Origin of the sequence: Kribbella sp. NBC_00662, assembly GCF_041430295.1 — a bacterium.
In the GTDB taxonomy this organism is placed as follows: Bacteria; Actinomycetota; Actinomycetes; order Propionibacteriales; family Kribbellaceae; genus Kribbella.
The window spans coordinates 3423757-3446798 of the sequence record NZ_CP109029.1; the positions used below are offsets into that span (position 1 = coordinate 3423757).

25 protein-coding genes are annotated in these 23042 nt (G+C 68.7%); 11 read left to right on the forward strand and 14 right to left on the reverse strand.

Annotation, left to right across the window (positions count from 1 at the left end; translation table 11 throughout):
• Positions 1 to 584 precede the first annotated feature (584 nt).
• Together fes and OHA10_RS17310 are read left to right on the forward strand one after the other, a co-directional pair.
• On the forward strand, positions 585 to 1592 hold the full coding sequence (gene fes, locus OHA10_RS17305) for an enterochelin esterase (RefSeq protein WP_371407233.1): 1008 nt from the start codon (positions 585 to 587) through the stop codon (positions 1590 to 1592).
• A 23-nt stretch (positions 1593 to 1615) separates the two neighbouring features.
• Positions 1616 to 2290 (forward strand): hypothetical protein, encoded by a 675-nt coding sequence (locus OHA10_RS17310; RefSeq protein WP_371407234.1) that lies wholly within the window; start codon positions 1616 to 1618, stop codon positions 2288 to 2290.
• Here OHA10_RS17310 and OHA10_RS17315 read toward each other — a convergent pair.
• From OHA10_RS17315 to OHA10_RS17325, 3 genes are all read right to left on the reverse strand, one after another.
• A complete protein-coding gene (locus OHA10_RS17315) occupies positions 2287 to 2751 on the reverse strand; it encodes an N-acetyltransferase family protein (RefSeq protein ID WP_371407235.1) in 465 nt (154 codons plus the stop codon). The two genes, OHA10_RS17310 and OHA10_RS17315, sit on opposite strands and share 4 nt — an antisense overlap.
• Positions 2752 to 2832: 81 nt before the next feature.
• Positions 2833 to 3102: a DUF3017 domain-containing protein gene (locus OHA10_RS17320; RefSeq protein WP_371407958.1), complete on the reverse strand. Its 270-nt coding sequence runs from the start codon at positions 3100 to 3102 to the stop codon at positions 2833 to 2835.
• Between the two features lie 37 nt (positions 3103 to 3139).
• Positions 3140 to 3997 (reverse strand): bifunctional methylenetetrahydrofolate dehydrogenase/methenyltetrahydrofolate cyclohydrolase, encoded by an 858-nt coding sequence (locus tag OHA10_RS17325; RefSeq protein WP_371407236.1) that lies wholly within the window; start codon positions 3995 to 3997, stop codon positions 3140 to 3142.
• A gap of 215 nt (positions 3998 to 4212) precedes the next feature.
• Between OHA10_RS17325 and OHA10_RS17330 the strand changes: the two genes are divergently transcribed.
• Positions 4213 to 5199, forward strand: a complete 987-nt coding sequence (locus OHA10_RS17330; protein ID WP_371407237.1) for a pirin family protein — start codon at positions 4213 to 4215, stop codon at positions 5197 to 5199.
• On the opposite strand, the gene OHA10_RS17335 is transcribed toward OHA10_RS17330, so the two are convergent.
• Positions 5196 to 5507 (reverse strand): cupin domain-containing protein, encoded by a 312-nt coding sequence (locus OHA10_RS17335; RefSeq protein ID WP_371407238.1) that lies wholly within the window; start codon positions 5505 to 5507, stop codon positions 5196 to 5198. The two genes, OHA10_RS17330 and OHA10_RS17335, sit on opposite strands and share 4 nt — an antisense overlap.
• A gap of 71 nt (positions 5508 to 5578) precedes the next feature.
• On the opposite strand from OHA10_RS17335, the gene OHA10_RS17340 reads away from it, so the two are divergent.
• Positions 5579 to 6499 (forward strand): helix-turn-helix domain-containing protein, encoded by a 921-nt coding sequence (locus OHA10_RS17340; RefSeq protein ID WP_371407239.1) that lies wholly within the window; start codon positions 5579 to 5581, stop codon positions 6497 to 6499.
• Here the strand turns inward: OHA10_RS17340 and OHA10_RS17345 are convergent.
• Together OHA10_RS17345 and OHA10_RS17350 are read right to left on the reverse strand one after the other, a co-directional pair.
• Complete coding sequence (locus tag OHA10_RS17345; RefSeq protein WP_371407240.1) at positions 6487 to 7125, reverse strand: phosphotransferase; 639 nt, start codon at positions 7123 to 7125, stop codon at positions 6487 to 6489. The genes OHA10_RS17340 and OHA10_RS17345 overlap by 13 nt on opposite strands.
• On the reverse strand, positions 7126 to 8394 hold the full coding sequence (locus tag OHA10_RS17350; protein WP_371407241.1) for a glycoside hydrolase family 18 protein: 1269 nt from the start codon (positions 8392 to 8394) through the stop codon (positions 7126 to 7128).
• A gap of 107 nt (positions 8395 to 8501) precedes the next feature.
• Between OHA10_RS17350 and OHA10_RS17355 the strand changes: the two genes are divergently transcribed.
• Positions 8502 to 9209, forward strand: a complete 708-nt coding sequence (locus OHA10_RS17355) for a transporter substrate-binding domain-containing protein (protein ID WP_371407242.1) — start codon at positions 8502 to 8504, stop codon at positions 9207 to 9209.
• A 266-nt stretch (positions 9210 to 9475) separates the two neighbouring features.
• Positions 9476 to 12706 carry a S8 family serine peptidase gene (locus OHA10_RS17360; protein WP_371407243.1) on the forward strand — a complete coding sequence of 1077 codons (3231 nt, stop codon included), beginning with the start codon at positions 9476 to 9478 and terminating at the stop codon, positions 12704 to 12706.
• A gap of 51 nt (positions 12707 to 12757) precedes the next feature.
• Here the strand turns inward: OHA10_RS17360 and OHA10_RS17365 are convergent, their stop codons facing one another.
• Complete coding sequence (locus tag OHA10_RS17365) at positions 12758 to 13750, reverse strand: malate dehydrogenase (RefSeq protein WP_371407244.1); 993 nt, start codon at positions 13748 to 13750, stop codon at positions 12758 to 12760.
• 190 nt (positions 13751 to 13940) lie between these two features.
• Between OHA10_RS17365 and OHA10_RS17370 the strand changes: the two genes are divergently transcribed.
• Both OHA10_RS17370 and OHA10_RS17375 read left to right on the forward strand, forming a co-directional pair.
• Positions 13941 to 15086 (forward strand): glycerophosphodiester phosphodiesterase, encoded by a 1146-nt coding sequence (locus OHA10_RS17370; protein WP_371407245.1) that lies wholly within the window; start codon positions 13941 to 13943, stop codon positions 15084 to 15086.
• A gap of 16 nt (positions 15087 to 15102) precedes the next feature.
• On the forward strand, positions 15103 to 15909 hold the full coding sequence (locus OHA10_RS17375; RefSeq protein WP_371407246.1) for a spermidine synthase: 807 nt from the start codon (positions 15103 to 15105) through the stop codon (positions 15907 to 15909).
• Here OHA10_RS17375 and OHA10_RS17380 read toward each other — a convergent pair.
• Positions 15872 to 16402 carry a helix-turn-helix domain-containing protein gene (locus tag OHA10_RS17380; protein WP_371407247.1) on the reverse strand — a complete coding sequence of 177 codons (531 nt, stop codon included), beginning with the start codon at positions 16400 to 16402 and terminating at the stop codon, positions 15872 to 15874. The genes OHA10_RS17375 and OHA10_RS17380 overlap by 38 nt on opposite strands.
• 58 nt (positions 16403 to 16460) lie before the next feature.
• On the opposite strand from OHA10_RS17380, the gene OHA10_RS17385 reads away from it, so the two are divergent.
• Positions 16461 to 17312, forward strand: coding sequence for an MOSC domain-containing protein (locus OHA10_RS17385; protein WP_371407249.1), 852 nt, complete (start codon positions 16461 to 16463; stop codon positions 17310 to 17312).
• 11 nt (positions 17313 to 17323) lie between these two features.
• Here OHA10_RS17385 and OHA10_RS17390 read toward each other — a convergent pair whose 3' ends face one another.
• Both OHA10_RS17390 and OHA10_RS17395 read right to left on the reverse strand, forming a co-directional pair.
• Positions 17324 to 17794: a lamin tail domain-containing protein gene (locus OHA10_RS17390; RefSeq protein WP_371407250.1), complete on the reverse strand. Its 471-nt coding sequence runs from the start codon at positions 17792 to 17794 to the stop codon at positions 17324 to 17326.
• A gap of 110 nt (positions 17795 to 17904) precedes the next feature.
• Entirely contained in the window at positions 17905 to 18666 is a 762-nt protein-coding gene (locus OHA10_RS17395) for an MBL fold metallo-hydrolase (protein ID WP_371407251.1), read from the reverse strand.
• 82 nt (positions 18667 to 18748) lie between these two features.
• Here OHA10_RS17395 and OHA10_RS17400 point away from each other — a divergent pair, with 82 nt between their 5' ends.
• Positions 18749 to 19702, forward strand: a complete 954-nt coding sequence (locus OHA10_RS17400; RefSeq protein WP_371407252.1) for a GlxA family transcriptional regulator — start codon at positions 18749 to 18751, stop codon at positions 19700 to 19702.
• On the opposite strand, the gene OHA10_RS17405 is transcribed toward OHA10_RS17400, so the two are convergent.
• The 3 genes from OHA10_RS17405 to OHA10_RS17415 form a co-directional block, all read right to left on the reverse strand.
• Positions 19678 to 19938 (reverse strand): hypothetical protein, encoded by a 261-nt coding sequence (locus OHA10_RS17405; RefSeq protein ID WP_371407253.1) that lies wholly within the window; start codon positions 19936 to 19938, stop codon positions 19678 to 19680. The genes OHA10_RS17400 and OHA10_RS17405 overlap by 25 nt on opposite strands.
• 75 nt (positions 19939 to 20013) lie before the next feature.
• On the reverse strand, positions 20014 to 20805 hold the full coding sequence (locus tag OHA10_RS17410) for a hypothetical protein (protein WP_371407254.1): 792 nt from the start codon (positions 20803 to 20805) through the stop codon (positions 20014 to 20016).
• Positions 20793 to 21095, reverse strand: a complete 303-nt coding sequence (locus OHA10_RS17415; protein WP_371407255.1) for a hypothetical protein — start codon at positions 21093 to 21095, stop codon at positions 20793 to 20795. Before OHA10_RS17415 ends, OHA10_RS17410 begins: the two co-directional genes overlap by 13 nt.
• Positions 21096 to 21178: 83 nt before the next feature.
• On the opposite strand from OHA10_RS17415, the gene OHA10_RS17420 reads away from it, so the two are divergent.
• The gene (locus tag OHA10_RS17420) at positions 21179 to 21469 is read left to right on the forward strand and encodes a hypothetical protein (RefSeq protein WP_371407256.1); all 291 of its coding nucleotides are present in this window, start codon (positions 21179 to 21181) and stop codon (positions 21467 to 21469) included.
• A gap of 546 nt (positions 21470 to 22015) precedes the next feature.
• Here OHA10_RS17420 and OHA10_RS17425 read toward each other — a convergent pair.
• On the reverse strand, positions 22016 to 22999 hold the full coding sequence (locus tag OHA10_RS17425) for a CAP domain-containing protein (protein WP_371407257.1): 984 nt from the start codon (positions 22997 to 22999) through the stop codon (positions 22016 to 22018).
• Positions 23000 to 23042 lie beyond the last annotated feature (43 nt).

The window sequence follows — 23042 nt, forward strand, 5'->3', positions numbered from 1 at the left end:
GCGCTACCCACCCACCCCCGGGCTTATCGCCCGGAGCATCCATGCGGCTATCGCCGGGGCCTTCCGGCTGCCGCCGGGTCTTGTCATCTCCGGATGGGCCGTTGGTCACGATCGCTGTCGCGGCGGGTTGGGGCTGTCGGCCGCAGGTGAGAGTTGGACAGACCGTGGTGCTCCGGGTGGTGTTGTACCGGGCTGTGGCGGGGGATCTTTCGGCTGGTGCAGGGGGTGCGCGCTGCTGCGATCGGGCTTCCGCTTTAGCGCGTCGCGCAGTGTTCAGCTCTCTCCACTCGCTGGACTGAGGGTGCTGGCCTGGTTGCTGGCGATAATGGGCGGCGTCACGGGGTGCTCTACCGACAACCTGGGGTGAGGTAGTTGTCTGAGGGGATCGATAGTCCGCGGCTGCAGGGGCTCGGGGCCGGGCGGACGGAGGAGTTCTGGGCTGAGATTGGCGAGCGAGGGGCGCCGCTGATTGAGCCTGTTGGTGACGGCGAGGTTTGGCTGACCTTCTTGTATCGGGCAGTTGAGCCGGTCAGGAGTGTGGCGGTGTTCGGGGGCCGGCGGGGTGGGATCCGCCGGGGAATTTGATGCGGCGCCTCGACGGCACCGACGTCTGGTATCTCACCTTTCGGGTCCGTGCGGATCTTCGTTGCACCTATCGGCTGGCGATCGGCGACAGCGACGGCTCGGCGGCCGACGCCGAGGATTGGCAGGAGCGTACGGCGGATTGGTTCACGGATCCGCTCAACCCGGCGACGTTCGTCTCTCCCGCGGACGAGTTCCTCGGCTCGGACGAGACCGTGGTGTCGTTGGTCGAGCTGCCGTCGGCGCCCGCGCAGCCGTGGTTGGCTCCGCGTACAGACGACAAGCGCGGCGAGCTCGTCCAGCACCTCCACCGGAGCGAGATCCTCGACAACGAGCGTCGCATCTGGATCTACACCCCGCCGGGCTACCAACCGGACGACGAGCCGTATCCGCTCCTCGTGCTGTTCGACGGCGACGTCGTACGCGGGCCGATCCCGTTCCCGACGATCCTCGACAACCTGATCGTCGCCGGCCGCATCCCGCCGATGGTCGCCGTACTCGTCGACAGCCTGACCCAGGAGGTCCGCAACCGCGAACTCCCTTGTGGAGAGGCGTTTCTGGAGTATCTGACCGACGAACTGTTGCCGTGGGCCCGCGAGCGCTACCGCATCACCACGGATCCCGCGCGCACGATCGTCGCCGGGCAGAGCCACGGCGGTCAGGCCGCGGCCTTCGCGGGGCTCCGGCGGCCGGATGTGTTCGGCAACGTGATCAGCCAGTCGGGTTCGTTCTGGTGGAGCCCGGACGATGATCCGGAGCACGAGTGGCTGACACGCCAGTACGCCGAATCCGAGCGCCAACCAGTGCGGTTCTACATCGAAGCCGGTCTGATGGAACGCGGGCAGACGCCCGACCACGGCCCGTCCATCCTCGTCGCCAACCGCCACCTGCGCACGATCCTTGGCCTCAAGGGCTACGACCTCGAGTACGCCGAATACAACGGCGGCCACGACTACGCCTGCTGGCGAGGATCCCTCGCCGACGCACTGATCAAGCTCGCCAACCGCTGACCAATCCAAACCTGAGGAGGGATATGCGGAAGCTGGGGGGACTGCTGGTTCTCGCGTTGGTGCTCGGCGGATGTGGGGAAGAGGTGGCGCCGCGCGCTGGGACCACACCCAGCCTGGGCCTGCGAGCGATCGAGCCGTCCGGCGGAACCTCGTCGTACGCCGAGACGCCCGGGGCGACGAAGCCGGCGCCGTACCCGACGACGCCCCTTCCACACAGGCCGGATCTTCCACCGGAGGCGTATCAGCGGATCACTGTGGTCCGGTTACAGGCGCCCGACGCGGCGCTGCACGTGCCGCCCGACGGGTATGCGCAGGTGATCTTCGCGTGCTCGTACGAGGAGTGGAGTTGGCAGTACCAGTACAACCTTCAGACGAGCTACAACCCACCCGGGCGGCACCTGCGCGGTGACGAGATCGGCGACTACCTCGGTTCGATCAGTGCGAGTGAGTCCGGGCGGGCGCTGGGGTCGGCGGGGGATCCGGTGTCGGACGACTGGATGGCGCGGTCGTACACCGAGGATTCGTGGCCCGATCGGCAGCTCGTCACGGCGTACCAGGTGAAGCGTGTGAACCTGACCCGTGCGAAGGTTCTTGCCGCTCGAAACGCTTACGCCAAGGGGTGTTCGGCCATGTACACCGCGCCGCTGCTCGATGCGGTGCGGGTCAGTATCTATGCGCCGTGGGACTGGAGGATCTAGAAGCGGCGGCGGTACGAGACCTGGTGGCCGTTGTCGCGGGTGCCGCCGTCCAGGGTCCAGCCGGTTGATTCGTAGAAGGTTTGGCCCTGAGGGTAGTTGGCCAGGGTCCAGAGGATGGCTTCGGGGTACGTGGCGGCTAGGGCCTGTAGGGCCTTTTGCATAAGGGCTTTGCCTACGCCCTGGCGCCAGTACGCCGGATCGACCGCGATCGTGTCGAGCTCGCCCAGCTGCGGGTCGATCGGGTCTCGGCTGAGGCCGATGCCGACGAGGCCGACGATGGTGTTGTCCGCCTCGGCGACCCACCAGTTGCCCTCGGCAAGTGTGTCGGACCAGCGCGCGATGCGGGCCTCGCTGACCTCGATGGTCGGCATCAGGTCACCGAAGCCCTCGTTCCACGAGTCCACATAGACCTGCACGACGCGCGGCGCATCGGCGCGGGCAGCGGGGCGGATCGTCGGCATGCGCCGGATGATTCCACCGCCCGAGCCGAACTGAAAGCGATTTGAACGCAGGAGTTCGTGCGGGGGACGTTGGTCTGCGGGTCAGTTCGGGACGATGAGGCCGAGTACGGCGATGGCTGCGGCGGTGAGCAGGAGGAACGTGGTGTCGAACATTCGGCTGCGAACGTGGAGGAGGCCGGCGGCGGTGTCGGTGAGGGTCGCGCGGAGGAGGCCGGCCAGGCCTACGGCGCCGGCGAAGATGAGTACGCCGTTGCGCCAGTCGTAGAACCAGAGCACGACCAGGCCGGTGAGGGCGGCCAGGAGTGACAACGCTAGCGGCCATTGGCTGCGTCGCTGGGCCTCTCCTGCCATCAGCACGTCACTCTCACCTTCAGCACGGGTCCTGTGGTCACTGGGGCAGGCTCGCTTCGGCGGCCTCGACGACGTTCGTCAGGAGCATCGCCCGCGTCATCGGGCCGATGCCGCCGGGCATCGGCGCGATCCAGGATGCCTGCTCGCGGGCGGCGGGGTCGATGTCGCCGACGATCTTGCCCTCGGCGTTGCGGCTGGTGCCGACGTCGAGCAGTACGGCGCCGGGCTTGACCATGTCCGCGGTGATCAGGCCGGCCGACCCGGCCGCCGCGATCACGATGTCGCCGGTGCGGACAACCGCGGCGAGGTCCTTGGTGCCGGTGTGGCACTGGGTCACGGTGGCGTTCTCGCTCCGGCGGGTGAAGAGCAGCCCCATCGGCCGTCCCGCGGTGACGCCGCGGCCCACGACGACCACGTGCGCGCCGGCGATCGGTACGTCGTACCGCCGCAGGATCTCCACGCAGCCCTTCGGTGTACAGGGGAGGGGACCGTCCTGGCCGAGGACCAGCTTGCCGAGGCTCATCGGGTGCAGCCCGTCGGCGTCCTTCGCGGGGTCGATCAGGCCGAGGATCGTGTTCGTGTCGACGTGCTTCGGGAGTGGGAGCTGGACGATGAAGCCGGTGCAGTCCGGGTTCTCGTTGAGCTCGCGGACCTTCGCGGCGATCTCGTCCTGGGTCGCGGTGTCGGGCAGCTCGACCTGGATCGAGGAGATCCCGACCGCGGCGCAGTCGCGGTGCTTGCCGGCGACGTATGCGCGGCTGCCCGGGTCGTCACCGACCAGGATCGTGCCGAGCCCGGGCACCACGCCCTGCTCGGCCAGCTTCGCGACCCGGACCTTCAGCTCGTCCTTGATCGCCGCCGCCGTCGCCTTGCCATCCAGAATCTGAGCCGTCACGCCACCAGAGTCTGCCATGCGCCACACAGCACCGGACCTCCGCCACTGACCAACCCGCTCCCGGAGCACCGTGCCGAGCGTGAATGCGCCGGCTGTCGGGATGATCCGGTGGGTTGGTCAGTGGCGGAGGTTCCTGTGACCCGGGAATGCCGGTGCTCTTGCCGTGGTTCGGGCAGATAGTTTATTCTTGAACTATCAACCAGCGAGGAGCCATCATGCCCGCCGTGACCGTCAGTGACATCACTGTCCTGCCCCGCATCATTCAGCCGGATCCGGCGATCGCGAATGAGCGTCCGGTGAAGTCGGTGACGTCCGCGCCGAGCGGCTACGAGGGCGAGGGCTTCCCGGTGCGGCGTGCGTTCGCCGGCGTCGATCTCCGCGACCTCGACCCGTTCATCCACATGGACCAGATGGGTGAGGTCGAGTACGCGCCGGGCGAGCCGAAGGGCACCCCGTGGCACCCGCACCGCGGCTTCGAGACCGTCACCTACATGCTCGACGGGATCATGGAGCACCAGGACTCCAACGGCGGTGGCGGCATCATCTCCAACGGCGACACCCAGTGGATGACGGCCGGCAGCGGACTGCTGCACATCGAGACCCCGCCGGAGCACCTCGTCCTCAGCGGCGGCCTGTTCCATGGCATCCAGCTCTGGGTCAACCTGCCGAAGTCGCTCAAGTGGGCGCCTCCGCGCTACCAGGACATCCGCGGCGGGGACGCCGCTCTGCTCTCCACCCAGGACGGCGGCGCGCTGATCCGCGTGATCGCCGGCTCGGTCGACGGTCATGACGGTCCCGGCTCGACCCACACCCCGATCACGCTCGTGCACGCCACGGTCTCGCCGGGCGCGGAGCTGGTGCTGCCGTGGCAGCCGGAGTACAACGCGCTCGTCTACGTTCTCGCAGGTCAGGGTACGGTCGGCGCCGACAAGCGGCCGATCCGGAAGGGTCAGCTCGCCGTCTTCGGCCCCGGCGACACGATCCGTACGGCGGCCGGTACGACGCAGCCGCAGGCGGAGCCCAACCTCGACGTACTCGTCATCGGCGGTCGCCCGATCCGCGAGCCGATCGCGATGGCCGGGCCGTTCGTGATGAACACCCGCGCCGAGGTCATCCAGGCCTTCGAGGACTTCCAGGCCGGCAAGCTCGGCAGCGTCCCCGCGGTCCACGGCGCCCCGACGGAGCTCCGCAGTACCGACTAACCCTCGGGGTAGAACAGGAACAGCGTGCAGCCCTTCGCGGACTGCGGTACGTGCGACGACCCGGCCGGGGCGTGGATGAACGAACCGGCCGGGTAGTCGCGGGTCCCGTCGTTGAACACGCCGTCGACCACGAACACCTCCTCCGGTCCTGGGTCGTGTACGTCGATGCCTTCCCAGCACGAACCCGGATCCATCTGTAATACGAAGGCTTTCGCGATCTCACCGGACCAGAGCGGCCGCAACGTGATGCCGGGGAAGAGTTCGCGGACCGGTGCGTCGTCGACGGACGCCCACTCGTAGTTCTGCATACCTCCGATCCTCCGCATTCCGCGCTTCGGGACCCAGTGTCTGGATAGTCCCGATCAGGTACTTTCTTGCCATGCACCGTGTTGTCGCTCTGGTCAGCGCGCCGCAGGCGAGCTTCGAGCTCGGGTGCGCGGCGGCTGTGTTCCGCGAGCCGCCGTACCGGTTCGGCGTCTGCACCGAGGAGCCGGGACCGGTTCGCACCACCGAGGGTTTCGACATGGTGGTCACGTCCGGTCTGCGGGCGCTGGATCGCGCGGACACGATCGTCGTACCGGGTTGGCTGCCGATCAATCGCGAGCCGACCGACACGATCATCCGCACACTCAAGCGCGCGCATCGGCGGGGAGCCCGGTTGGTGAGCATCTGCTCGGGCGCCTACGTCCTCGCGGCGACCGGCTTGCTCGACGGCCGCCGGGCTGCGACGCACTGGCGGTACGCCGATGAGCTGCAGCGTCGATTCCCTTCGGTACAAGTGGATCCGGACGTGCTGTACATCGATCACGGCGATGTGGCGACGAGTGGCGGATCGGGGACCGGGATCGATCTGTGTCTCCAACTCGTCCGCCGCGACCACGGCGCCGCCCATGCCGCGCGGGTGGCGAGGCGGATGGTGATGCCGCCGCATCGCGAGGGCGGCCAGACTCAGTACCGCACCGAGGACCAAGCCCCGGTGGAGTCGTTGGGCGAACTCCTCGACTGGGCCACCGACCATCTCGCCGAGCCGCTCACCCTTCAACACCTCGCCGGCCGCGCGAACGTTTCCCCGCGAACGCTCGCGCGACGGTTCACGGATCAGCTCGGCGTTGCGCCGGGGCAGTGGTTGCTGGCGCAGCGGATCGCCAAGACCCGTGTCCTGCTGGAGGAAACGGACCTTCCGGTCGAGACGATTGCCATCAAGGTAGGGCTGTCATCGGCGACCAACCTGCGTAGGCGGTTCCGCGCGGCGTTGCACACGACGCCGAGTGCCTATCGGCGGGCGTATCAGGGCATGTAGTCGCCGCTGTCGTCGAGCGTGATGTAGTGCTCGATGCGTGGGTCGTCCGGGTCGCCGCCGTACAGCTCGACGAAGCGTCGGGCCGCGGGGAGGCCGCCGTACTGCGGATTCAGGCCGCGCAAGCTTTTGAACATCAGGGCGAGGTCCAGGTAGCGGTCGCCGACCCCGAGACGGCCGAGGTCGAGGATGCCGCAGAAGCGCAGGGTGCCAGGGTCGATGAAGACGTTGGGGGCGCAATAGTCCCCGTGCGTGACGGCGTCCCCGGCGCCGGGGAAGGGTGACGGGAACGGGCAGCCGGACAGCTGGTCGAGGGCGCGCAGTCCGTCGGCCATCGCGGCCAGGACGGCGGGGCGGTCAGCAGCCGGCCAGTCCTCGGACGCATCGCGGCCGCCGAGCTCCGTGGTCAACAGCCAGTTGTTGCCGCGGTCAACGAGCTGAGGGCACGGGAAGCCGGTCCCGTTGAGCCAGGCCAGCCGGTCGGCCTCGAGGCCGGCACCGGGACCGGCCTTGTAATAGAGGTGGTTGGGCCCACGAGCGAGTCGGACGACGGTCGCGCCCGAGCATCCGCCGACAACCGGTTCGGCGCTGGTCGCGCCGAACCGGTCCTGGAGAGTGTTCAGATCCACTCAGCGAAGGTTACGGTGCAACGCCGAGATCAGCTCCCCATTTGAATCGCCGTCGAGGGACCAGATCATCGCGCCGCCGAGATCGCGGTGCGAGATGTACTGCGCCTTGCGGGCCATCTCGACCGGGTCGTCCCAGGTCCAGAACGTCGTACCGTCGAACAGCCAGGCGAACCCGGCGCGGTTGTCGCGGTAGACCGTGTAGTCGGACAGGTGAGCCTTCAGCAGGCGGTAGTCCTCGGTGCCTGCTTCGTACGTCGCCGGCGCCGGCCCGGTCGAGGGCTGGAACAGGCCGTGGTTCGCGTTGGTGACGCCGGTCCAGCCGTGGGAGTAGAACGGCACGCCCATGACCAGTTTGCTGCGCGGTGCGCCGCGGGACAGGTACGCGTCGACCGTGACCTGCGAACTGAACTCCGGTGTGGTCGGATCACCCTTGGGTCCGTCGATCGCGGACTGCTGGTTGGTGAGCGTCTCCCACGGGCCGTGGTAGTCGTAGCCCTGCGTCGTACCGAAGGTCAGGTCCTTGAACAGCTTGCGGACCTCGAACCCCTTGTCGATCATCGTCGGGTTCGCCGGCAGGAACGCGGTCAGGTCGTAGCGACCAGGCCGCCCGGACAGCCGGTCCAGCTGCTTGCGGTACTCGTGCACCAGCGCGGTGAAGTTCTGCTTGTCCTCGGGCCGGATCACGTTGCCGGGGTTGCCTTCGCTGGCCGGCCACTCCCAGTCGAGGTCGACACCGTCGAAGATGCCCTTCGCGGCACCGGCGGGGAGGCCGGGCAGGTTGCCCTTGAGCCACATGTCCAGGCACGACTTCACGTGGGCGGCCCGGGAGGCCGGCGTGAGCGCCGCGTCGGAGAAGTGCGCCGAGCCGGTCCAGCCGCCGAGCGAGATGCTGATCCGCAGCTTCGGGTACTTCTTCTTCAGTTCCTTGAACTGGTTGAGGTTGCCGTTGAGCACCTGTCCGGGCTCGTCGGCTTTGCCGTTCACACTCTGCTCGGCGCTGAACGGTCGCTGGTAGTCGGCCCAGGGGTCGCTGCTGATGCAGTTCCCCGAGGCGTCGACGAAGCCGAACGCGTAGTTGATCTGGGTGAGCCGCGCCGCGGCCCCGCTCTTCACCAGATCGCTGACCAGGTAGTTCCGGTCGTACCCACTCCAGTTGGTGTAGTACCCCACCACTCGTTTGTCACTGCCGTGCGCCTGCGCAGGCACCGCGACGGTCACCGGAACGACCATCGCCGCCGCCACCAGCAGCCCCACACTCCGACGTTTCATCTGCAACCCCCATCGGACGGTCTGTGCGCACACAGTAGGACCGCCCAACGACTTACACAATGTCTCTGCAAAAACTCGTCGGTCCGGGGGTGGATAGGGTCGCGGGTATGACTGTTGCTGCCGATCTCGCGCCGACCGGCGTGCTGCGGGCCTCCATCAATCTCGGCAATCCGGTGCTGGCGAACGGTACGCCGGACGCACCTGGCGGCGTCACCGTCGACATCGCCCGCGAGCTGGCGAAGCGCCTGGAGTTGCCGCTCGAGCTGGTGTGCTTCGACGCGGCGCGGAAGTCGTTCGAGGCGATGACGACCGGGCAGGCGGACATCTGCTTCCTCGCGATCGACCCGGCGCGCGCGGAGGAGGTCGCCTTCACCGCGCCGTACGTCGTGATCGAGGGCGTGTACGCCGTCCCGCGGGACTCGGCGCTCGCCACGGTCGCCGACGTGGACGCCGACGGTGTGCGGATCGGGGTGAAGCAGGGCTCGGCGTACGACCTCTACCTGACCAGAACGTTGCAGCAGGCAACGGTCGTGCGCGGCGAGGAGGGCGTGGACGTGTTCCGGGCCGAGGGGCTCGAGGCGGCGGCCGGGATCCGGCAGCCGATCACGCAGTACGTCGCCGAACACCCCGACCTCCGCCTGATCGACGAGCGCTTCATGCAGATCCAGCAGGCCGTCGGTACGGCGAAGTCGAAGCACCCCGAGACCGTCGCCTACCTCCACGAGGTGATCGAGAACCTGAAGGCCTCGGGTCTCATCGCCGCCTCGCTTGCCGCCTCCGGTCAGGCGGACGCCATGGTCGCCCCGCCTGCCTGACCGGGTTGCCCTTACGGGCAGTAGTCAGGCAGGAACCTGCCGTGGCAGGTGATGCAGGCAACCTTTCGGTCCAGTCCGGACATCTACCGGTGAGTGGCTGCCCGGGGGTGAGGTGGATCTCGGTGAAGTCCCAGCTGGTCGACGGTGCCGGAAATATTACGGAACTGACCGTTATCGGCGCGTATCCGTTGGGCTGACCATGCAACCCGGGAGACCGGTTGTCACGTTGTGAGGTCGCGCAGACAACCGATTTCTGGGGAGGCCCTGTGAAATTCAAGCGCAGAGGAACGCCCGCGATCGCCGTATTGGCGGTCGCGGGCCTGGTCGCCGGTCCGGGAGGAACTGCTCACGCGGTTCCGTCCGGTCCGGCGACCACCGCCCGTTCCCAAGGGGGACACGACGTCAGCGTCACGCTGATCACCGGCGACCGGGTCGTCCTGCCCGGCGGCGATCTGACCAAGGCGACGATCGAGCCAGGTGCGGGCCGGCAGCACGTCGGCTTCACGACGTACCGGGTGCGGGATCACTCGTACGTGATCCCGGCCGACGTCACCAAGGCGGTCGGCGCCGGGAAGATCGACCGCCGGCTCTTCGACGTCGCCGAGCTGGTGAAGGACAAGTACGACGACGCGTCGACGAGCACGATCCCGGTGCTGGCGACGTACGCCGGTATCGCGAAGCGTGCCGTGCCCGCCGGGGCGAAGGTCACCCGCCAGTTGCCGTCGATCGGCGGCGCGGCAATGAGGGTCGACAAGTCGGACGCCAAGACGTTCATGAGCTCCGGCGGATTCACCAAGCTGTGGCTGGACGGCAAGCGGAAGGTCCTGCTGGACCAGTCGGTGCCGCAGATCGGTGGACCGGTCGCGTGGCAGGCCGGGTACACCGGCAAGGGCGTATCGGTCGCGGTGCTCGACACCGGCATCGACGCGACCCATCCCGACCTCGCGACCCAGGTCGTGGGGGAGAAGAACTTCACCACCGAGTCCGCCGACGACCTCGTCGGTCACGGCACGCACGTCGCCTCGACGATCGCCGGCACCGGCGCCGCGTCGGACGGCCGCTACAAGGGCGTTGCTCCGGACGCACGCCTCTACGACGGAAAGATCTGTGAGGTCTACGGCTGCGAGGAATCCGCGATCCTGGCCGGGATGGAGTGGGCCGCGAACGATGTCAAGGCGAAGATCGTCAACCTGAGCATCGGCGGCCAGGACACTCCCGAGCTCGATCCGGTCGAGGAAGCCGTGAACCGGCTGACCGCGGAGACCGGCACGCTGTTTGTTGTTGCTGCTGGCAACAGTGGTCCCGGCGACGGGACGATCGAGTCGCCGGGTAGCGCGGACGCGGCGCTGACCGTCGGCAACGTGACCAAGCAGGACCAGCTGAACCCGACCTCGAGCCGTGGCCCGCGGACCGGCGACAGCGCGCTCAAGCCCGACGTGACCGCGCCCGGCACGGACATCGTGGCAGCGAAGTCCAAGGACTCGACGATCGGTGAACCGGTCGGCGACAAGTACCTGCGGCTCTCCGGTACGTCGATGGCGACGCCGCACACCGCCGGCGCTGCCGCGATCCTCTTGCAGGAGCACCCGTCCTGGACCCCGGCCGAGTTGAAGGCCGCGCTGATGGGATCGGCGAAGGTCGCTGCGGATCAGACCTCGTTCCAGCAAGGCGCGGGGCGGATCGACCTGACTACGGCGATCAAGCAGAGCGTGGTTTCCGAGCCCGGCAGCGTCTCCTTCGGCAAGGCGTCGTACCCGCACACCGATGACCAGCCGGTCACCCGCGAGGTCACCTATCGCAACCTCGGCGATGCGGCCGTCACGCTGTCGCTGACCTCGGTGCTGAACGGACCGGACGGTACGGCGGCTCCAGCCGGCGCACTGAAGCTGAGCGCCGACTCGGTGACCGTTCCGGCCGGTGGTACGGCGTCCGTGCAGGCGACGTCGGACACCAGCCTCGGCGGCTCGGACGGCCTGTTCAGCGGCCGCATCACTGCCACGGGCGGCGGCCAGACGGTCGTCGTACCGGTCGGCGTGGACAAGGAAGTGCCGACGTACACGCTGACCGTCAAGCTGATCAAGCCGAACGGCGCGCCGGATCCCGACTACCCGGTGTCCGTCACGGGTGTCGACAACGACGAGAACGACATGATCGCGCCGGACGAGAACGGCACGGTGACGCTCAGGTTGACGCAGGGCGAGTACGTGCTCAACCAGTTCCAGGAGTTCGAGCGCGGGACGGAGGACTGGATCTTCTTCACGCTGCTCGCACCGAGTGTGAAGCTCACCGGCGACCAGACGGTCGTCCTCGATGCACGGAAGGCCAAGCCGGTGACCACCTCGGTGCCGAAGGCCGACGCGGTGCAGGCCAACTCCGACATCGGGTTCGACCGGACGATCAAGGGCGGCGTGTACACCTACGCCGCTGCCGGATTCCTGTCCGGGACGATGTTCACCTACAGCGCCGGGCCGAAGCTGCCCGCGTCCGAGCTGACCGGGCACGTCATGTCCCAGTGGGGTGTGCGGGGCGCGGACGGGTTGTTCACGAACACGCCGTACCTGTACGGGATCGCGAACTTCCAGCCCGGCGAGTTCCCGACCGGGTTCGACCGCAAGGTCAAGCAGTCCGATCTCGCGACCGTGGACACCACGGTCAACTCGACCGGCGAGGCGCGGGTCTTCAAGATGCTGTCCGCGGTCGGGCCGAGCGGTGACGGCGGCTGGGCGCGAGTCATCCGGCTCGACGTGCCGCGGACGATCCGCTATTACGTGGACCAGACGCCGTACGGTTGGTCCGGCACGATCGAGCAGGACACAGACGGGTCGGAATTCCCGTTCGGCGACTGGCGTCTCGAGGGCGATCCGGTGATCTACAAAGCCGGGCGGCACTATCAGGAGCGCTGGAACGCCGCGGCGTTCGGTCCGTCGGTGTTCGCCTACACCGCCCGGTCCGCGGATCAGATGAACATCTATCTGAACAGCCTCGCCGACGCGGACGGCCACGGCGGGTCCGTCGCCACGACATCCGCGAGTACGACGCTCTACCGCGACGGGACCGAGATCGGATCCACGGACGGGTTCGGCATCAGCGCCACCGGCCTGCCGGTGGGTGAGGCGTCGTACAAGCTGGTCGCGACCCGCACACAGGACGTGCTGCCGTTCGCGACGAAGGTGGATCTGGAGGCGACGTTCACGTCGTCCGCGGACCGGTCGGACATCGCCATCCACACCGTCGGTTTCCAGCCGGACGTGGACGGCAGCAACACGATGGTCCGCAAGCCTGTCACCGTTCTGCCGTTCACGGTCGAGGGTGTGAGGCAGGTCAAGGTCCAGTACTCCGACGATGGCGGAGCGACCTGGAAGCAGGCGCCGGTCGCCGGTAACAAGGCGATCTTCCCGACGCCGGCCGGCAAGACGATCTCGCTGCGGTCGACGGCAACGGATGCAGCCGGGAACAGCACGACGCAAACGGTGATCGCCGCCTACACGATGCGGTGAGAACAGCAGAACGCCCCCGCCGGCCGGCGGGGGCGTTCTGGTCGTACTACGTCAGCCGATCAGGCCGAGCGCCTTCACCGCGTCGCGCTCCTCGCCGAGCTCGGCGACCGAGGCGTCGATCTTGCCGCGGGAGAAGTCGTTGATCTCCAGGCCCTGGACGATCTCCCAGTTGCCGTCCTTCACGGTCACCGGGAACGACGAGATCAGGCCCTCCGCGACGCCGTACGAGCCGTCGGAGACGACCGCCATCGACAGCCAGTCACCCTCGGCCGAACCGGCCAGCCAGTCGCGGGTGTGGTCGATGGTCGCGGCCGCGGCGGAGGCCGCCGAGGACGCGCCGCGGGCCTCGATGATCGCGGCGCCGCGCTTCTGCACGGTCGGGAGGAAGTCGTTCTCCAGCCAGGCCTGGTCGTTGACGACCTCGGCCGCGTTCTTGCCGGCCACCTCGGCGTGGAAGATGTCCGGGTACTGCGTCGCGGAGTGGTTGCCCCAGATCGTCAGCTTCTTCAGGTCGGTGACGTGCACGCCGGTCTTCTTGGCCAGCTGCGCCAGCGCCCGGTTGTGGTCGAGCCGGGTCAGCGCGGAGAACCGCTCGGCCGGGATGTCCGGCGCGTTGCTCTTCGCGATCAGCGCGTTCGTGTTCGCCGGGTTGCCGGTGACGGTGATCCGGACGTCGTCGGCGGCGTGGTCGTTCAGTGCCTTGCCCTGGACGGTGAAGATCGCGCCGTTGGCCTCGAGCAGGTCACCGCGCTCCATCCCCTTGGTCCGCGGCCGCGCACCCACCAGCAGCGCGACGTTGACACCGTCGAAGACCACGTTCGGGTCGTCGCCGATCTCGATCCCGGCCAGCGCCGGGAACGCGGAGTCCTCGAGCTCCATCACGACGCCCTCGAGTGCCTTCAGCGCCGGGGTGATCTCCAGCAGCCGCAGCTCCACCGGGGTGTCCGGCCCGAGCAGGGCCCCGCTCGCGATCCGGAACAGCAGGCTGTAACCGATATTCCCCGCGGCCCCGGTAACGGCCACCTTCACCGGTGTAGTGCTCACGACACGCTCCTAGCTCATCTGATTGTGTGCTTCGGACGCTAGCAAGCCGGGTGTCGCGGCCCAACGCTGGGGGACCACCGATTAGCTCACATCCCGATGGATCGTTCACCGATCGGTCATGCGGCGTACGTCGCGGGGCCGACGGTGTGTCCGAGGGTGACCTCAGTCCCTGACTTGTTAGGAGAAGTCCATGAAGCTGCCCAGCCGGCTGCTGCCGGTTGCTGCCTCGGCCCTCGCGGTCGCCGCGGCCGTCGCCGTCCCGCAGGCCGTCCCGTCCCTGTCGTCCGCGCCGTCCACGTCGGCGGCCGGCCCGGTCGCCGTCCAGGCCGCCAAGCACGACGACTTCGTCATCGTCGGCCACCGGGGCGCCTCCGGCTACCGGCCCGAGCACACGCTGGCGTCGTACGAGCTGGCCGCGCGGATGGGCGCCGACTTCATCGAGCCGGACCTGGTCACCACCAAGGACCACGTGCTGGTCACCCGGCACGAGCCCGAGATCGGCGGTACGACGGACGTCGCGGACCACCCGGAGTTCAAGGACCGCAAGAAGACGAAGCTGCTCGACGGCGTCGCCACCACCGGCTGGTTCACCGAGGACTTCACGCTGGCCGAGCTGAAGACGCTGCGCGCAAAGGAGCGGATCCCGGCGACGCGCCAGCACAACACGGTCTTCGACGGGCACTACCAGATCCCGACCTTCCAGGAAGTGATCGACCTCAGCAAGCGCCTGTCCAAGGAGCTCGGCCGCCCGATCGGCATCTACCCCGAGACCAAGCACCCGACCTACTTCCGGGCGCAGGGCCTGCCGCTCGAGCCGGAGCTGATCAAGACGTTGAACCGCAACGGCCTGAACCGGCCGGACGCCAAGGTCTTCGTCCAATCCTTCGAGGTCTCGAACCTGAAGGCGCTGGACAAGCAGCTCCGGGTCCCGCTGGTCCAGCTGACCAGCTCGGTCGGTGCGCCGTACGACTTCGTGGCCTCCGGCGACAAGCGCACGTACGCCGACATCGTCAGCGCGAAGGGTCTGCGCGAGGTCGCGACGTACGCCGATGGCGTCGGTCCGAGCAAGGACCAGCTCATCCCGCTCGACGCGACCGGCAAGCTGGGCAAGCCGACCACCCTCGTCGCGGACGCGCACAAGGCCGGCCTGGTCGTGCACCCGTACACGTTCCGGGTCGAGAACACCTTCCTGCCGGCCGATTTCGACAGCTCGGTCAACCCGAACGACTCGGGCAACCTGTTCGGCGAGATCGCGGCGTACCGCAAGCTCGGGATCGACGGACTGTTCACCGACAACACCGACATCGCGGTGGCCGAGGAGAAGGAAGCTCGCTGACTGGAATGATGGGTGGGTGGAACGGCGGACGGCCTCCGGGCTGGCGAGTGTAGAGGCGCAGCCCGACGGGACGTTCGTGCTGCGGGTCGACGGGTCGCCGCAGTCGCAGGTCGACCTGGCCGATCCCACCCATCTGCCGTTCGAGTACATGCGCCGGATCGGCGACGTCGTGGACGCCATCGCGCCACGACGTCAGCCGGTCGCGGTCCTGCATGTCGGCGGGGCCGCGCTGAGCCTGCCGCGGTACGTCGCGGTCACCCGGCCGCGGTCCCGGCAGATCGTGCTCGAACCCGACGAGGACCTGACCGAGTTCGTCCGGGAGGCGCTCCCGCTGCCGAAGCGGACCGGGATCAAGGTGCGGCCGGTCACGGGCCGGGCCGGCATCGGCGAGGTGTACGACGACTCGATGGACGTGGTCATCCTGGACGCCTTCGAGCACGAGGCGGTGCCGGCGAATCTGGTGACGGCGGAGTTCTTTGCGGAGTGCGCGCGCGTGCTGCGGCCGACCGGCGTACTGGTGGCGAATCTGATCGACGGGAAGGCCGGGTTGCCGTTCATCCGGCGTACGGCGGCGACCGTGCGATCCGGGATCGGCGCGGGGGTGGTGCTCGCGGAGCGGAAGATCCTGCGTGGCAAGGGATTCGGCAACGTCATCATGGTCGCGTCGCGGCAGCCCGTTCCTGCCTTGACGGATGCCGGACGCCGAGCGCAACCGCCGTACGACGTCATGCCGTTGGACGAACTGGCCGGAAAGGCCGCCCCGCTCACCGACGCCGAAGGCTACGTCACGCCGCAGGCGCCGCCCTCAGTCTTCCGGAGCTGACCCGCTCGCGTCCGGCGCCGAGCCGCTCGACGGCGCGTGCCACCGCCGCGCGCTCGGCTGGTGTCGCGCCGACCGAGCGGACCAGGTGGTCGAGCCGGTCTCGACCCGCGAGGCGCTTGCCCTGGAGCCACGCCTGGATCGTCGTTCGCGGAATACCTGTCTGTTGCTCCAGTCGCCGCAATGACTGCGGCCGGGCGAGTGCTGTGAGAGCGGTGCCCAGGTCCTGCAGGGTTTCTGCGTCGTCCAGCAGTCCGACGATGTCGCGCGGGTCGCGGCTCGCCTGCTCCCACCGGCGGCGCCAGACCGGCATCAGGTCGGCGGGCACACCGCACCCCGTCAGGAACGCCTCGGCGACCTCCCATGTCGGCAGGTGCTTGCCGTTCGTCGCGCGGATCAGGTGTGGATGCGAGTAGTGCGCGCGATCCGCCAGTTGCCGGTAGCTCAACCCGGCGTGACGCCGTACCCGCTGCAACGCCTCCGCGAAGGTCTCCACGTGTTCAAACATAACTCAACATGTTTCAACAGATCAAGCGACGGTTAGTCTTGACCCTGTGTCTGTCGCGAAGGTTGCCGCCCTGGCCTACTACCCGGTGAAAGGTCTTGCCGGGATCCCCGTCGAGTCAGCTGAGGTCGGCCCGACCGGCCTGCTGAACGATCGGCTGTTCATGCTCGTCGAGCCGGACGGCAGTTTCCTCAGCCAGCGCAAGCTTCCCGCGATGGCGACACTCCACGCCGAGGTGGCCGGCGACCGCCTCAGCCTGTCCGCCGCCGGCGCTCCGACGCTCGACCTCGAGATCCGGTACGACGGCAAGCGGCGTGACGTCAGCCTGTTCGGGAAGTGGTTCGGCCAGGGCGTTGTCCAGGACACGGCCGCGGACGAGTGGTTCACCGCTCGCCTCGGTACGCCGGCCGCGCTGGTCCGCGTCACGCCCGAACACGAACGGCCCGGCTGGGGCGCGCACCGCGGTCTCACCGGGTACGGCGACGCGCACGCGCTGATGATCACGTCGCTGTCGTCACTCGACGGCCTCAACGCGCGGATCGTCGAGCACGGCGGCGAGGCGATCCCGATGAATCGCTTCCGGCCGAACATCGTCGTGGCTGGCTGGCCGGAGCCGCACACCGAGGACAAGGTCCTGCGGATGACGGCCGGCGCGGTCGAGATCGGCTACTCGGCCCGGGGTATCCGGTGTGCGGTTCCGACGGTGGAGCAATCGACCGGAGTAAAGGCTGGTCCGGAGCCGACCAGGACGCTGGCGACGTACCGGCGCGAACCGGCGTACGGCGGCGGTGTCAGTTTCGGCGTCAAGGCCGCAGTACTTGCCGGAGGCACCATTCGGGTCGGCGACGAGATCGCCGTCCGGGAATGGATCCCGGACGGCACCGATCCCGCGCAGGACTAGGGCGCGGCTCCCTAACAGCCGACCCGCGACCGGCCGGTGACGGCCTTGTAGGTGCAGGTGTCGAAGGTCTTGCCGGCCGGGGTCTGGAAGCGGGCCGTGTCGCCGGTGTTGTTCCAGACGTACCAGCTCTGGTTCCAGTAGAGCGTCAGCGCCCGGTTGCGGTTCTTGCCGGTGCGGACGATGACCGTCGACCGGCCCGGCAGCACGTAGCCGCGCGGGAACACGAACACGTGGTTGGCCACGTCCGCGACCCGGAAGCCGGACAGGTTGATCGGCCGGCTGCTGATGTTGCGGACGGTGAAGAACTCGTTGTTGATCTGGGCGTTGGTGCGGGTGTCCGTGCCCGGCGGGTCGTACTGGATCCCGCTGAGTACGGCGGTGATCGCCGCGTCGGCCGTCAGCGGTGCGAGGACCGCCGTACCGGCCAGCACCACCGCGGCTGTCGCGGCGGAAAAGAGCGTGCGGAAGCGTCGTGCGAACACAGAATTCCCTTTCGGCAGTGGGCCGATCTCCCCCCGGCCCGATGAACTTCGGCTGCCGGTTCCCCCCGGCGGTCGCACGCTAGTCGTTACGCTCCGTGCTCGTCAAGGGCTCAATCAACGGTCGTCGGAACGCCGTGCTCGAGCACCTTCAGGCGCTTGTCCAGCCCTGCTTCGCGGAACGCCGCGACGAGTTGGTCGGGCCCTTCGGTGAAGTGCGCCCAGCCCTCGGTGTGCACCGGCACGATCGTCGCCGCACCAAGCAGACGCGCCGCCTCGACCGCGTCCGCGGACGTCAGCGTGAGGTTCGCTCCGTCGAGGAGTGCGGTGCGCGCGGCGCCGGCGAACAGGACCGCGACATCGATCGGTGCGAAGCGGTCGGCGATCTCCTTCACCAGACCGAGTGACGCGTTGTCGCCGGCGACGTACACGGTCGGCAGCCCTTCGCCCTGCAAGACGAATCCGGTCACCACGCCGAGCACCTTCTCAGCGCCTTCGGGACCATGCAGCGCCGGTACGCCGGTCACCGTGACGACGCCACCGTCCGGGCGAGGCAGGTCGACCGACTCCCAGTTCTCCAGGCCGCGGACGCCTTCGATCCGAGTCGCCGCACCCGGCGTCGACAAGACGGTTGGAATGGTCGCCAGCAGTGCGCGGCCGGCGTCGTCGAGGTTGTCCTTGTGCTCGTCGTGCGAGACGAGCGCGACATCGATCGCACCGAGCTGCTCGGCCGGGATCGCCGGGCCGATCAGCTTGGTCATCACCCGGCCGGTCAGCTGGTATTCGCGCGGCTCGTCGAAGGCCGGGTCGATCAGGAACGTCAGGCCACCGAGGTTCAGTACGGCGGTCGGACCGCCGATGTGCGTGATCTCCATGTCCACGATCCTCCGCCGCGACGGGCGGTCCGGCCATTGGCCCGGGAGCCATAGTTGACGAAGATCGGGCCATACTGTTCTCATGCGTACTGTCGCGGTGCTCGGGTACGACGGGATGAGCCCGTTCCATCTGTCCGTCCCCTGCCTGGTCCTCGGTGAGCGGCGCGGCCGGGCGACGGAGTACGACGTCCTCGTCTGCGCGGAGGAGCCGGGGTCGATGCGGACCAACGCCGGGTTCGGGATCAGCGTGGATCACGGGCTCGACGTGATGGAGCGGGCCGACGTCGTCGTACTGCCGAGCTGGGAGCCGGGGTTGCGGGCGTCCGACGTACTGCTGGACGCGATCCAGCGGGCGCATGCGCGGGGCGCGACGGTGGTTGGGTTGTGTATCGGGGCGTTCCTGGTGGCGGAGAGCGGGATCGCGGCGGGGCGTGAGGTGGTGACGCACTGGCGGTGGGCCGACGAGCTGCGCGTTCAGCACCCGGAGTTGGACGTGCGCGCGGACGTGCTGTGGTCGGACCTGGGTGACGTGATCACTTCGGCCGGTACGGCGGCGTCGCTGGACTGCTGCTTGCACCTGGTCCGGATGCATCACGGGGTCGAGGTGGCCGAGCAGGTTGCCCGCGACATCGTGGTCGCGCCGCATCGGAGCGGGTCGCAGGCGCAGTACATCCCGGTGCCGGTGCCGCCGGATCCGAGCGACGACGTGATCGAGAAGGCGATGGTGTGGGCGCGGGCGCGGCTCGACCAGCCGGTGTCACTCGACGAGTGGGCCGGGGCGGTGGCGCTGTCGCGGCGTACGTTCACGCGGCAGTTCCGGGCGCGGACCGGGAGCTCGGGACAGGCGTGGCTGTTGCGGCAACGGCTGGACCGGGCGCGGCTGTTGCTGGAGACAACCGATCTGCCGGTCGAGCGGGTGGCGGCGTCGAGCGGGTTCGGGAGTAGCGATGCGTTGCGGCATCACTTCCACACGTTGCTGGGTACGACGCCGCAGCGGCATCGGCAGGAGTTCTACAGGAGTACGAGCAGGATGTAGACGACCGGGGCGGCGAAGGTGACGAGCAGGATCCAGGCCATCATCCGGTGGCCGGTCTTGCCGCGGTCGAGCGAGGAGGCGAAGTACAGCACGGCGCCTTCCTCGGTGTGCCGGCTCAGCCCCATCCGCTTGGCCTCCTCCGGCCGCGGATCAGGCCGCTCCTCGGCGAACGCGTCCGGATGAATCCCGTAGTGCGCCGGCCCGGCCCGATCCACGTCGTCACGCTCGGAGAACATCCAGCCTCCCGCAGGTTGGTGGACCAGGTCGTCAAACCATGATCACACCAACCGGCGGGAATCGTGCCCCAGGTACTACGAGAAGTCCGCCACCCAGGCGTAGCGCGTCGGCTTCGAGCCGATGCAGAGGCCGAGCAGATCGATCGCCGTACAGTGCGCGTAGCCGACCCGGCCGACGCCCAGCGTGGTCAGGCCGCAGTTCATGATCGTGCTGCGGCTCTGGGCCATCATCTGGTCGTAGGCCTGCTGGGCGCTCCAGTTGTCACCGCCGGCGGTGGACTTCGAGGCACCGCTGCTGTTCGTCGCGCCCGACTTGGCGCGGCTGCTGGCGTCCGAGCGGGCGCTGCCGGTCAAGTCCGGGTCCTGCTCGAGGGGCTGACAGCCGTTGTTCTTGCGGGCGCTGTCGATCATGTCGAACAGTTGCGACTCGGCGGCGTCCATGCCGCCGTCCCGCGCCGGAGGTGGCGGCGGGGGCGGGGTCGTCGTCGGGGTTTGGGTCGGGCGGCCGGTGGACGTCGTACGGCCCGGTGTGGTCGGGGCGCTCGTCGCCTTCTCCGAAGTGGGGGAGTCGGTCGGTTCGATGGTGCTCGGGGATTCCGACGGGATCGTGGTCGGTGACGCGGAGTCGGTCGGTGTGCCCGTCGGGGTTCCTGTAGGCGTCGTGGTCGGGGTGACCGTCGGCGTACCGGTCGGAGTCGCCGTCGGCGCCACCGTGGGCCGCTTCGTCGGCGTCGCGACGGCAGCCTTCGTGGTCGGGGTGATGTAGGTGTCGTCGGTCCGGGTGACCATCGGCACCGAGGCGTCCGCGTCGTCGTTCTGCGGCTGGTGCAACAGGATCCACGAGATCGGCGTGATCACCAGCACCACAGAAGCAATAGCAACAATCGACCGCCGCCCCCGCTTCTCCCCACCAGCAGCCCGCCGCCCACCCCGCCCAGACCCAGAACCCCCAGGCCCAGAACTTCCAGGCCCAGAACTTCCACGCCCCCCAGCAGCAACATGCGCGGCCGCAAGCCGCCCATCACCATCCACACCGGCGGATCCAACAGCCGCCGCCCCGACGCCGGCGGCACCTGCACCACCCGCACGAGACGAGTCGGCAGCCGCCGCCCCGACGCCGGCGTCGGCGGAGGCGTAGCCATCTGCGCGAGCCGCACGGGCTGAGTCGGCAGTCGACGAGCCGGAGCCGGCGGCAGCGGACCTGCTGGTGGGGGTTTGGGGGCGGGGGGCCTGGCCGGTGGTGGCTAGGAGGTCGGCGGCCGAGGCGGCGGGGGTGGGGCGCGGCGTGGTCGGCGTGGTCGGCGTGGTCGGCGTGGTGGTGCCCAGGGAGGCCCAGTCGTCGGTGGCTCGGCGGATGGACCACGTGCCGGCGGTCTCGCCCAGTCCGGAGCGCTCGGTCGGTTCCGGGGTTTCCGGGCTGCGCGCCGCGCGACGGGCGCGAGTCGGCTCGGGATCTGTTCCGGCGATCGACTGCTCGACCCACGACGGCGTACCAGCAGGACGCCGTCCACCGGACGCAGCCGACCCGTAGGTGCTCAAGTCCTCGGCGGCTGTCCGCCTGGGCAGCCCGGAGGTCGCGTCCTCGGGTGCCGTGTAGCTGGGCAGGGCGCCGCGCGGTGCGTACTGCGGGGTTGCCGGGCGCGACTGGTTGCCCCCGGCCCAGAACGGGTTTTCGTTGGACGCACCAGCGGATTGCGCCGTGGCCCAGAAGGGGGACTCGTCGCTGGAGCGCGGTGCGTACCGCGGGGGTTCTGGTGGTGCGGGCGGGGTGGATTCCGCGGGCGGGGTGGGCCGGTTGCCGGAGCGCGACGAGCGTGATGCCGCTCGGGTCGCCTTCCTCCGTGGCTTGTACCGGCCGTTACCGGACTCGGACATTATGTCGTTGTTCCCTTCAAAGTCGCGCCCCCAAGACGTGCCTCATCACCCGTCTCACCGGAGCCCCTCAGGAACGTCCGGCGACATGACAAGGTCGGATCTACCCGCGGCGACCGACCGTGAACCGGCCGGACATTGTGGGCCTGAGACAACGTCTCGCCCGCACTCGGTGATCTGCGCACAATGACAACCACAACGGCCTTCAGCTCCGGCCGAAGTCCTGGACCCAGCTGCCGGGTCCGTAGTTGGACTTGACCTGCCCCGGGTCGTATCCGACGCCGATCGTGGTGAACCGGCAGTTGAGGATGTTCTTGCGGTGGCCGTCGCTCTGCATCCAGGCCGCGACCACCTTCTGTGCGGTGTCGTAGCCGGCCGCGATGTTCTCGCCCCAGCTCGACCCGCGGTACCCGGCGGCCGCCATCCGGTCGCCGGGGTCCTGACCATCGGGGTTGGTGTGATCCATGTAGTGCCGCCGGACCATGTCCGACGCGTGCTTCCCGGCCGCCTCGACGAGAGCGCTGTCCAGCCGGAGCGGACCGCAGCCCTGCTGCTGACGGATCTGGTTCGTGTAGTCGAGGACCTGCCGCTCCTGCGTGCTCGTACCGCCACCGCTCGGCGGCGGAGCAGGAGTGTCCGTCGGCTCGGTGGTCCGCGTCTTCGTCGGCTTCGGCGTCGTACTCGCGGTCTTCGTCGGGTAGCTCGGCTTCGGCCGGCCGCCGCCGCCGCTGGTCGTCCGCGAGTTGCCCGGCGAGGTCGGCGGCACCGTCACCGTCGTCACGCCGACCGTCGGTGCAGTCGGTGTCGTGAGTACGCCGGTGGGCGTGTCACTCGGCGTACCGGGGCTGGTCGGAGTCGCGGACGTGGACGACGAGATCGCGCCGGGACCGAGCGCCGGCGTACCGACAACGGCCGTCGTCGTACGCCCGTTCGGCAACGTCTTGGTGATCGTGATGAGCGGCGTACCGGCCGTGGTGCCCGATCCGCCGTCGACGCGGGTGTCCTCGGAGACGTTCAGGACCTTGGCGGCGTCGTCGGTCCGCGAGTTGTCGTGGGACATCAGCCAGACGACCGGGCCGATCGCGAGCAGTACCGACAACGCGCTGACAACAGGGCCGACCAGGCCACGGCTCCGCCGGGGAGCTCGTCTACTGCCGCGGTGCCGCCGGGGGGTAGGCGAATCCGTCATGGGATGGGCGAATCCTCTTCGTTTTTCGTCGTACCGAGTGTCG